The following is a 9,348-nucleotide window of genomic DNA, read 5'->3' as shown; positions in this document are numbered from 1 at the left end:
CCTGGCGCTGCTCGAGCTCAGAGCGAAGTGCTGCTTCCCGCGCCTGCACGTCCTTGTCCTGCGCGGTCGGCACCGGCGGCAGCGGCTTCAGTTCCGGTGGTTTTTGAAAGAGACACATGGTTCCTGCTTTCCCCGAGGTTAGAGGTTCTTATCCAGTCATAGAGGAAGAAATCTTCGCCGTTCCTGCCGTAACCCGGCAGGCGGCAGCGTTGCGTGGCGCCAAGCCTGTCCAGCCAGCGCAAGGCAAGATCGTTCTCGGCAAGCGCCCTCGCCTCGACCCGCCAGGCGCCCCTGGCTGCGACCTGGGGCCCGAGCACGGTATGGAAGAAGCGCGTAATCTCGGGCACGCAGCGCCTCATGCGGCGCGTGCCCCAACTCCAGGCGATCCAAAGCCCACTCCGCTGCTCGGCCGCGCCGAAGCCCGCCTCCGGATTGCCGTCGAGTTCGGCAGCATAGGCAAAGCCCTGGAGCGCCGTCAGCGCCAGCAGCGCCGGTGACCAGTGGTCGAGCTGGCAGTCGATCTCGGCCCGGTCCTCCGGGCGCAGATTGGCAGCGACGTAGGAGAGATCCCGCAGGGTTGCGGGCACGATGCGGATGGGCATGGACAGACTCCCGCCGGTCAGCAGCGAGGCCTGCCAGCGACGTGTTGGTCTAGAAACTCTGACGCCCTGGTCCCGGCGTATGTCTCGGAATTGTTCTACGGCTCGATATGATCGAGATACGCCTCGGTGAGTTTGGCGAGGATGCTATTCCTCATCGTAAGGCTCGACTATCGCAACGAAAATACCCAACGAATCAAGTAGATCAAAAGCGCGTTCCGAAATGACGAGGCGGAAGGGCACCGCGATCCCGAAGTCGTCCTGACCCGCCTTTCCACGCACTTTCAACCAAACGAAACGCGGCAGTACCACGCCGGGTTGATCTTCCTGAAATTCTTCCGAGGTCGTCACCTCGGCGTCGGCGAACGTTGCGCCTGAAAAGCCCATCTTCTGCAATGCGCGCTGGGCTTCTTCAGTGACAAGGAAACAGGGAAACGTCGCGATAATCACATCGCCGAACCATGCGTTTACCTTGTAGTGGAGCTTGGTTACGATCGGTGGATGAACGCTCGAGTCGAGAACCGTGCCTTTGCCGATTTCACCAGCCGGGTGCGGCCGTATTTTAAAAAATCGCATCAGAGGAAGACCGATCAACCCGCAAAGTTGTTGTCCACGAACATTTCCGCAAATTGCTGAGGCGTGAGTGTCACCTTGTTGTCTTGGTTGTCTTGCGCGCGATCCGGAAGTCGTCTTGACCAGCCTTTCCATTCACTTTCAACCGAACGAAATGTGGGGTTCCAGCCCAGGTTGATCCTCTTGAACTTGCTCGCGCTCTCCCAGAGCATGCTACGGTAGCTGTCATCTGCCGCTCGCAACCGTTGACTTTGGCTTTCTAAGTATGCAACCCTTGATTGATCGACGTCAAGCCGGCGTGCCTGACCAGCAACGCGTCGAAGCCACGATGCTAAGTATTGGCCGAACCGCGCACGGTTGAAATTTTGGAAAGCGACTCTGGTAATCGGGGATTTCCCTCTTGAAGTCAAAATTCCTCTGATCATCAGGCATGATCGCCGGTGAATTCTGAAATGGCTTCACTTCGTGCTCATACACCAGCCGTTTGCCGAATGTCTTTCTGAACTCGATCATCCCATCTATCAAGGACTGTACATAGGCCCTTTGAGACTGATCGACGACTCTGGATTGGAGATCGTTAAGCTTGTGTACCAGTGTATTCTTTTTTAGAGGAGCCTCGGGATCAAAGATCCCATTCAGCGCATTGAGGTCTGGGTTGTATGGATTTTTTTGGGGGCCATCCGCGAAATAAGCATCGGGACCCGAAAAGTAATTATCAAGAAGGTCCATCGCAAAGCGCCGGGCGTCCTCCTGACTGATCGAGGCACCACGGGTCCCAATGGGTGGTAACCCCCGCCTTTCAATGGATCCCATCAACACGGCTCCTTGATCTATATAAAAGCGTTATCTAGGATGGATTCTCAAATGCAGCTCGGATCGAAGGTCTTTATTTCTGCGGCGACGCTCATTTTTGCCACGACGCTTTCGAGTCTTGCTCAAGATGCCTCCAACAGCTATCCTATAAAGTTTGCTCTAAAGACGAGCGACGGGCGATATTTCGGCGGAACTGCTGTGTGTAAAAAGAACTCCGACTGCCATGTGCAGTTCGACAAAGGATTCCGAATGAGTCTTATTGACTACAAAGATAGCTATAGCTTCTCTATATACAATATAAGTGACGAGCCCTCCCTGCAACGATGCTGTTCATTTGAAAACGGAAAAGACACCGTCTCCCTATATCGAAAAAACAGAAAACATGCTGTGAGATTGTACAATTCGGTGAGACAAGATCTTTCTTACAAGAAACTTATAGTATACGGGGATATTTTCATAGATACGTCGGGCAGAGATTAATACTACTGTAAACTCATCATCACACTAACATAAATTAATTGCTTTATAAGCGACATTCTCAGATTTGGATCGACCGTATCGCCCAATAGGCTGCGGCTCAGTGCTCGCGTGGCTTCGCGTTGCGATTTGTTGCCAATCAACGACATAATGGCGTCTTCAGCGATAGAGTTCGGCAACGGCTGAACGTCTTCTATGCCGAGCTGACGTTGAGCGGAAACCGACCAGAGCATAGCGTTCTGATAGCCTTTGGTGTTCGACACATTTTTCCATGCCGCATCCACGGCAGAAAAAACTTGGCGAACATAGGCTCCGGGATCTGCAGTCCTCGCTCCCAGATTCCGCTTTGCAGCCTCCACTAACAGATCGGGATTGGTTTGAACTTCCTGCTGAGAGTTCGTCGCGCCAGACGCGGTATTGCTAAGTAAAGCCTGGATCGCCAGGTTCAGCATGGTCCGCATGCCGAAGGCTTGGCGACCAGCGTCAATCTTTCGACCGAACTCCTGATACCGCTCGCCGCCCTCCTCGACGCCATAGACGGCGGTGAAATCCGCGGCGTTTGGCATGGTGCCGGAGTAGCTGCCCGTATTGGCAATTGCGTCCGGAGCATTCTGCGAAGCGAGATCGATGTTGGCGCGCGCCTCGATCAGCCTGTTCATTGTCGCGGCGCGCGCTTGGCGGAGCAGCCGCCGAATACCGTCGGGCGATAGATCCGCACGAGGATCGACGACGGGATCGCCGGCTTGGCGGTCACCCGCCACCGGTGCGGCGCTGAGCATCTCGGTTGCCCGCCCCGGATCGCGCGCGATCAGCGCCTCGATTCGCGCCGTCACCGCGCGCTCGCGCCAGGCGGCTTCGGTCTGCAGCCTGATCTGCGGGTCGAGGTTCATCTTGGCGATGAGATCGAGGCCGGCGTGGCGGGCGGCATCGAAGGCAGCATGGTCGTCCGGGTCGCTCTTGGCGATTGTGTCGAGTTCTTCGGCCTGGGCCGCCGACAACTGGTCCTGCTCATACCGGGCGCGGCGCTGGAGCTGCCGCATCGCCATGCGCACCGAGCCTGCCTCCCGCAGGGCCGGCTTGCGGCTGGCGAGGCCGGCGCGCAGCTCGGGCGGCGGCGTTGCGGAATGAGGGGCCGGCTGTACGAGCCTCGTCATCCTAGGACGAAGCGGGGAGCGGAGCGGAGCGACGCGGCGTAACGCTAAACTGATTGCGACGGTTACAGAATTCCGCACCGTTGCGCTCTAGGGCAGGCGTCACGGCATGGATACTCGGGTCAAGCCCGAGTATGACGAAGTGAGAGGGCGGCCCTCGTTACCTGAAAGCTCCCAGCGGGTCGCTCTGTCCCGCCGGCCGGCGCGCCGTCTTGAACTCCGCCGGGTCGACGATCGCCTCGCGCAGCATCATCACGCCGTAACGTGTCGCGGCCATCAGGTCGTCTCGCAGCTTCACCACTTGGCCGTTCTTTCGATGAAAAAGCCTGAATTCCTCAAACCATGCGCGAAGGGTGGAAAACACCTTGAAGCGGCCGGACTGCATGCGGTCGAGCATGTCCATCAGTCCGGCCTCGACCGAGACGGAGCCATCCGCGAAGCGGGCGTGGCTGGCCAGCATGTTCAGCCCATGCGCGGCATATTGCTTTGCCAGCGCCACGCCGGCGCCTTCCAGCGTTTCACGGCGGCCGTCGCGCGGCCAGGCGAAGGGCAGCCAGTCGCCCCAGGCCTTCAGCGCCAGCGCCTGCATCGCAGGCGTCTGCTGGGAGGCGCGATGAGCCTTCGTGACGTAGACGACATCGGCCTCGGTATCCCAGGCGAGCTCGACCGCGGCCGACGGATGGTCCCAGCCGAAATCGAGCGCGCCGATGCGCGGCCACCAGCGCGGCAATTTGAAGGGCTCACAGGCGATCGCCTCCTCCGCCACCGGGAAGATGCGGCCGGAGCCCAGCACCGGAATGCCTTTGGCGCGTGCTTCGCGCTCGTGCTCGGGATAGGCCGCAACGATCTCGGCGCGCTGCCCGGGCGAATAATGTCCGGCATCGTCGATGGTCATGAAGGTAACGTGGCGGGACATGGCAACTCCACTTCCTCGCCCCGCGAGAGCGGGGAGAGGTGGCGCGGCGAAGCCGCGACGGAGAGGGGACGGCGCCGGCTTTCGACAGAAGAACGGGAGGCTAAACGCCCTACGAAGGCCCCTCTCCGGCCGCTGCGCGGCCACCTCTCCCCGCTCTCGCGGGGCGAGGAACTGGAGCCATCACGTCGCTATGTCGTTCACCGGCGCCAGCGGCGCGGGAAGCGCGGCCTCGCCAAGCCCCCGGCGCAGCTCGATCTCGATGTCGCGGCAGATTTGCGAGATCGGCACGTCGTTGGCGTTGCCTTCGAACGGATTGGCGCTGCTTTCGCCGACAAGGTCCAGCGACATGTAGACCCAGCCCAGCAGCGCGCTGAAAGGGATGGTCAGCCAGATCGAGATCCAGCCGAGCACGCCGCCCAGCTTGGCCATATCGGCAAAGACCGGAACGACCCCGAAGGGCAGCAAGGTGCAGAAGATGATCATGAACATCGAGCTCACGATCGCGTATTGCCGGGGATAGGGATTGTTCTTGATGCGATCGCAACGGGCCTGCTGGTCTTGGAAGTCGCGTATCAGCTTGACCAGCTCGGAGTAGACCTGCGTCGGAACGGCTGAACTCTTCAGCAAGCCGTTGACCTCGGCCAATTGCCAATCGAGAAGTTCTATCGCCGGCTGTGGCGATTTCAGCACGCTTTCGGCTTCCTCGCCCAGCAGCCTGTGCAGTTCCTCGGCAAGCGACGTCTTATCCTCCTGGATGTGATAGCGGCGCCGCCGGAACTCGATGTTGGCTGCTTTCGCCAGCGATTCCCAAGGCATCGGCCGCCGCAGCGAAAAGCGCAGCGCCGTCAGCCAGGCAAGATGGCGATAGATCAGCTGCCGGGCGGCGGCAGCATCCATGAAATCGCGGCAGAAGCCGGACAGCATCCGGCTGCTGGCGGTGATCTGTGAAAAGGCCTGCAGGGCCTCGTTGGCGCGGGTGAAGACCTGCGAATTCTTGAACCCGGCGACCAGCGACACCGTGGTGCCGAGCACCAGCACGACCGACCATGGCACCGAGAACCCAGCTGTCGCCGGAAGGCGGTAGGTGGCGATCGCCAGCCCGCTCACCACCATCATGTAGATGACGCTGCGCCGCGACCAGAGCGCGAAGTCCAGCAACCGGTAAGAACGGCCTACATACATTCCTGAAATCCCTTACGGCATGCAAATCGCGCGACCGCGCATTCGCGCACCATAAGCGGTGGAAATCGTTTTGAAAGCTCCAGTTCCTCGCCCCCACGCGAGTGGGGGAGAGGGTGCGGCGCCAACTTGGATGAACGGACACGGATCACTCGGAGATGCTGCCGCCCTGCGAAGACCCCTCTCCGGCCACCTCTCCCCCCGCTTCGCGCGGGGCGAGGAAAGCGTTCAGCCCTTGTAGCCTTCGTTGACGCAATCGTTCTTCCAGGCCCAGTCGAAGTCGGCCTGCGACATGGACGAGCCAAGACCCGGCTCGACGAAGGGTCCAGCGGTGTTGTCGATATAGACGATGAAGCGCGCTTCCTTGGTGAAGATGCCGACCTTGCTGATGACGACACCGCAGGTCTGGCCGGTCGCGCTGTCGCCGGTGAGATCGACATGCGAGAAGGTTGCCGCCGGATCGTTGATCAGGCCGCGCATCCTGGCTTCGGCCGCAGCGATCGCATCGGCGCGCCAGTCGCCGGCGGAGCCAGAGCAGGCCGAGAGCAGCGCGCAGGCAAGAAGCAGCTTCGGGAGAGGTCGCATGTCGGCTCCGGATCGCGGCCGGAAGCTACTCGACCTTCGGTTGCCGCCAAAGCGGCATCGCAGATCATGGTTTCGGCGCGGTTTCGCAAAGCTCCAGTTCCTCGCCCCCACGCAGTGGGGAGAGGTGGCGCGGCGAAGCCGTGACGGAGAGGGGCAGCGCCGGCTTTGGTGACGGAGCGGACAGCAACTCGCAAGGCTTGTCGCCCTACGAAGACCCCCTCTTCGGCCGCTGCGCGGCCACCTCTCCCCCGCTTTGCGGGGGCGAGGAACGCAAACCCTGAACCGCCTCCGCGCTCAAAAACCTGAGCACCACATCGCTCATCCCCAACAGCGGCGTGAACGTCACGATCGTTATGCCGTCGGTCGCGTTGGTGCGGGTGAGGCCCTCCGAATAAATGTCCAGCGGCGGTTCCTCGTCGAACCAGACGCCGTGCAGCGTCTCGCCCTGCCATTTCTCGCGACCCTTTTCGTAACTCTTGAACGAGAGCACGCTTTCGCCCGCCTGCACGTCGCCGCCACCGCCCCAGCGCACGACGACGCTGTCCAGCGCTCCCGGCGCGCCGCGCCCCATCACCGTGTCGGCGATGGCATTGGCCGGGATCATGCCGGTGCCCCATTCTGCCTGTTGCTGCGGCGGGCCGACCAGCACGCGCTGCGGGTTGTCGCGCGTGCCTTCGCCGGTGACGCCGGCGGCCCAGAGCCTGACGGGCTGGTCGAACACCTTGCCCGCCCACCAGTCCGGATAGCGGCCGGTGAGGTGCATGGCCCATTCCGCGCCCCCTGCCCTGGTCTTGCCGAGCTGGTTGCCGGCCATGAACAGGCGCTCGCGGTTCGTTGCCCCTGCCGCGTGAAAATCAGCCTGCCGATTGTACGGCGCGTAGGCCTGAAGAAGATTGCGGCGACGGCGTTGGTCCATCTCCTCGAGCAGCGCCAGATAGGTTTGCATCACTGTCGAGGAGCGGCCGGACGTTCGCTTCAAGGCCGCGGATGCGCCTGCGGATCTCCTCATCGCTCAACTGCCCGAGACTGTTTTGATTGGCATCGACACTTTCGGAGAAATCCTTAGGCAGCATCGTCAGCACGACCTTCAGATACTGCTCCGGTTTTTCGGCCCGCACCGCGGCGATGACGCCGGCGCCATGGGCGCGGAAGTCGGCGCGAAGGGCTGCCGCGAAATCGTCGACGAGCGTTTTTCGCGGGCGCTTCGGGCGAGTGGCCAGAGCGGCCCCGGCTTGGGGGCCCTTCGGCTTTCGGCTTGCCCGCTTCGCGCCGGCGCGGCGCCTGCTTTCGTTAACCATGGGTGGCCGCTTGCGATGGCCCGGCTTTCGCCGCCTTGACCTTGCGGACCTTGCGCGCTGGTTTCCTGCGTGGCCTGGCGCTGGCCTGCTTGGCGGTCCGGGCATCGGCGGCCGGCGCGGCCATTGCTTTCCGCTTCGCCGTCACCGCGCGGACGGAGGACGGGCCGAGGCCGTGGCGCGGAAAACCGAAACCGGCGACGGCCTCATCAGGGCCGCCGCGAACCATGCCGATGCGCACGCCTGGCGCGACCTGCTCGACACGGCCTGAGCCGCGCGGCAGGCTCGACCCCTCGAATTCGCCGATGGCGCTGACGATCTCGGCGCCGTCATCGGCGGTGACCATGGTGGCATAGCGTGGCATCTGGGCCTCGAGCAGAATGTTGACAGCGCAGGACAGAGGAGCGCCGCCCCGCCAGCGCTTCGAAGGGATGGACGGTGAGGAAAATAAAAACCCGCCGGGCGGCGGGTCGTTGGCGCAAATCAGCACCATGGACAAAATAGTAGCATAGCTGCCTTCACCGGGCAATAGCTTCTAGGTACATTTTCCTACATTCCTCAAAATCGCAGCGCCCGGCGCGCCACACCCATAAATTGAAACGCCGGGCCAGATTACAACAAATTTTGTCGGAACCAACCTTGGTCCGACGGGTTCCATCCTTAGTCGCAACGTGACGGACGACCGTCTCGCAACAGAGGAGAAAGATCATGCTTACGAAGATTCTTGCAGCTTCGGCGCTGACCATCGGCCTCGCCACGGCGGCGATGGCTCAGAGCGCCGGCACCGCCGGAAATGAGGGTGGCGGCAGCGGCCAGACCATTACCGTGGAGCCGAAGACGCCGGCCAGCCCGTCGCCCGACCAGGCCGCGCCGCCCGATACCGGCACGACCGGCAGTGTCACCGGCGGCGACATGAATTCAAACGCCGACAAGAACTGCCCGAGCAGTCCGCAAGGCGCGGTGGGCGATGCCAACAACAGCACCGCCGGCACGATGCAGCCGAACGTGAACGACAAGAACTGCGGCAAGTAAGGGCATCGGGCTTGCAGCGCAGGGCCGTGGAGCACGCTCCGCGGCCCCGGTGTTTTGGCCGGGCGGCGCGCCCGCGGGAACAATGAGGCGTGATGGCCGTTCCAGGAGGCAAAAAGGAGAGACCGATGGCAGACAATGACACCAGCACCACCAATTCAGCCAACGGCAACGTGAAAGCCACCGCCGCGCGCAACCGTCCCGCGTCGCGCAGCAGCGCGCGTGCCACGCGTGCATCGGAAGACGCGATGAAGAAGCAGATCGCCGAGTTGAAGCGCGAGGTGAACCGCCTGAACCGTGCGCTTTCCGAACAGGCCGAGGAGGCCGCCGAGACTGCGCATGGCTGGTACCGAGGCGCGGCCGACCGCGCTTCGAACCTCTACAGCGGCGCCTCCGACCGCGCGTCGCGCGCCGCAAGCCAGTTGCGCAGCCAGGCGCACAGCGTTTCGGAAACGGTGCAGCAGAACCCGGGCACCTTCTCGACCGCGATGTTGATCGGCGGCCTGGTCGGCTTGCTGGCCGGCATGGCAATCAGCAGGAATTCCGATCCAGACCCGGACTGGCTGCATCGCTGGCACAGGTAGACATTTCCGGTCCGGCTGCACCCAGCCGCGACCGTCCAAAGTAGTGAGCGCAGGCTGCTTGCGACGGCCGCGCAGAAAGGAAGGCCGGGCTATTGCGCCCGGCCCTTTCTTTCCAGGTCTTTTTCGTTTCAAAATTGTGCCTTGCCG

Annotated in this window: 12 protein-coding genes; 2 read left to right on the top strand and 10 right to left on the bottom strand. The window is 62.0% G+C overall.

Annotated elements, in window-relative coordinates; translation table 11 throughout:
• Positions 1 to 17: 17 nt before the first annotated feature.
• From FJW07_RS06640 to FJW07_RS06595, 10 genes are all read right to left on the bottom strand, one after another.
• Positions 18 to 602 carry a hypothetical protein gene (locus FJW07_RS06640; protein ID WP_140659363.1) on the bottom strand — a complete coding sequence of 195 codons (585 nt, stop codon included), beginning with the start codon at positions 600 to 602 and terminating at the stop codon, positions 18 to 20.
• 144 nt (positions 603 to 746) lie between these two features.
• Positions 747 to 1,307, bottom strand: a complete 561-nt coding sequence (locus tag FJW07_RS06635; RefSeq protein ID WP_246680693.1) for a hypothetical protein — start codon at positions 1,305 to 1,307, stop codon at positions 747 to 749.
• Positions 1,308 to 1,460: 153 nt separating this feature from the next.
• Positions 1,461 to 1,985, bottom strand: coding sequence for a hypothetical protein (locus FJW07_RS06630; RefSeq protein WP_140855313.1), 525 nt, complete (start codon positions 1,983 to 1,985; stop codon positions 1,461 to 1,463).
• A 482-nt stretch (positions 1,986 to 2,467) separates the two neighbouring features.
• Positions 2,468 to 3,514 carry a hypothetical protein gene (locus FJW07_RS06625; protein WP_140855311.1) on the bottom strand — a complete coding sequence of 349 codons (1,047 nt, stop codon included), beginning with the start codon at positions 3,512 to 3,514 and terminating at the stop codon, positions 2,468 to 2,470.
• Positions 3,515 to 3,773: 259 nt separating this feature from the next.
• Positions 3,774 to 4,529 (bottom strand): terminase family protein, encoded by a 756-nt coding sequence (locus FJW07_RS06620; protein ID WP_140855309.1) that lies wholly within the window; start codon positions 4,527 to 4,529, stop codon positions 3,774 to 3,776.
• Positions 4,530 to 4,709: 180 nt separating this feature from the next.
• Positions 4,710 to 5,711, bottom strand: coding sequence for a bestrophin family ion channel (locus tag FJW07_RS06615; RefSeq protein ID WP_140855308.1), 1,002 nt, complete (start codon positions 5,709 to 5,711; stop codon positions 4,710 to 4,712).
• Between the two features lie 225 nt (positions 5,712 to 5,936).
• Positions 5,937 to 6,293 carry a hypothetical protein gene (locus tag FJW07_RS06610; protein WP_140855306.1) on the bottom strand — a complete coding sequence of 119 codons (357 nt, stop codon included), beginning with the start codon at positions 6,291 to 6,293 and terminating at the stop codon, positions 5,937 to 5,939.
• A 205-nt stretch (positions 6,294 to 6,498) separates the two neighbouring features.
• A complete protein-coding gene (locus tag FJW07_RS06605; RefSeq protein ID WP_246680692.1) occupies positions 6,499 to 7,107 on the bottom strand; it encodes a terminase family protein in 609 nt (202 codons plus the stop codon).
• A gap of 40 nt (positions 7,108 to 7,147) precedes the next feature.
• Positions 7,148 to 7,591 (bottom strand): hypothetical protein, encoded by a 444-nt coding sequence (locus FJW07_RS32005; RefSeq protein WP_246680691.1) that lies wholly within the window; start codon positions 7,589 to 7,591, stop codon positions 7,148 to 7,150.
• On the bottom strand, positions 7,584 to 7,952 hold the full coding sequence (locus FJW07_RS06595; RefSeq protein ID WP_140855301.1) for a hypothetical protein: 369 nt from the start codon (positions 7,950 to 7,952) through the stop codon (positions 7,584 to 7,586). Before FJW07_RS06595 ends, FJW07_RS32005 begins: the two co-directional genes overlap by 8 nt.
• A gap of 344 nt (positions 7,953 to 8,296) precedes the next feature.
• Here FJW07_RS06595 and FJW07_RS06590 point away from each other — a divergent pair, with 344 nt between their 5' ends.
• Both FJW07_RS06590 and FJW07_RS06585 read left to right on the top strand, forming a co-directional pair.
• Positions 8,297 to 8,620, top strand: a complete 324-nt coding sequence (locus FJW07_RS06590; RefSeq protein ID WP_140640959.1) for a hypothetical protein — start codon at positions 8,297 to 8,299, stop codon at positions 8,618 to 8,620.
• Between the two features lie 125 nt (positions 8,621 to 8,745).
• A complete protein-coding gene (locus tag FJW07_RS06585; protein WP_226891873.1) occupies positions 8,746 to 9,201 on the top strand; it encodes a hypothetical protein in 456 nt (151 codons plus the stop codon).
• Positions 9,202 to 9,348 lie beyond the last annotated feature (147 nt).

The organism is Mesorhizobium sp. B3-1-9 (assembly GCF_006439595.1).
Lineage (GTDB): Bacteria > Pseudomonadota > Alphaproteobacteria > Rhizobiales > Rhizobiaceae > Mesorhizobium.
The sequence above is the reverse complement of the archived record's forward strand: the minus strand, read 5'-3'. Positions and strand labels throughout refer to the sequence as shown.

Excerpts from the sequence above, each read along its gene's own strand:
- FJW07_RS32005 (WP_246680691.1), bottom strand. The coding sequence starts at position 7,591 with ATGGTTAACGAAAGCAGGCGCCGCGCCGGCGCGAAGCGGGCAAGCCGA.
- FJW07_RS06640 (WP_140659363.1), bottom strand. The coding sequence starts at position 602 with ATGCCCATCCGCATCGTGCCCGCAACCCTGCGGGATCTCTCCTACGTC.
- FJW07_RS06595 (WP_140855301.1), bottom strand. The coding sequence starts at position 7,952 with ATGCCACGCTATGCCACCATGGTCACCGCCGATGACGGCGCCGAGATC.
- FJW07_RS06615 (WP_140855308.1), bottom strand. The coding sequence starts at position 5,711 with ATGTATGTAGGCCGTTCTTACCGGTTGCTGGACTTCGCGCTCTGGTCG.
- FJW07_RS06610 (WP_140855306.1), bottom strand. The coding sequence starts at position 6,293 with ATGCGACCTCTCCCGAAGCTGCTTCTTGCCTGCGCGCTGCTCTCGGCC.
- FJW07_RS06630 (WP_140855313.1), bottom strand. The coding sequence starts at position 1,985 with ATGGGATCCATTGAAAGGCGGGGGTTACCACCCATTGGGACCCGTGGT.
- FJW07_RS06590 (WP_140640959.1), top strand. The coding sequence starts at position 8,297 with ATGCTTACGAAGATTCTTGCAGCTTCGGCGCTGACCATCGGCCTCGCC.
- FJW07_RS06605 (WP_246680692.1), bottom strand. The coding sequence starts at position 7,107 with ATGGCCGGCAACCAGCTCGGCAAGACCAGGGCAGGGGGCGCGGAATGG.
- FJW07_RS06620 (WP_140855309.1), bottom strand. The coding sequence starts at position 4,529 with ATGTCCCGCCACGTTACCTTCATGACCATCGACGATGCCGGACATTAT.
- FJW07_RS06585 (WP_226891873.1), top strand. The coding sequence starts at position 8,746 with ATGGCAGACAATGACACCAGCACCACCAATTCAGCCAACGGCAACGTG.
- FJW07_RS06635 (WP_246680693.1), bottom strand. The coding sequence starts at position 1,307 with ATGGAAAGGCTGGTCAAGACGACTTCCGGATCGCGCGCAAGACAACCA.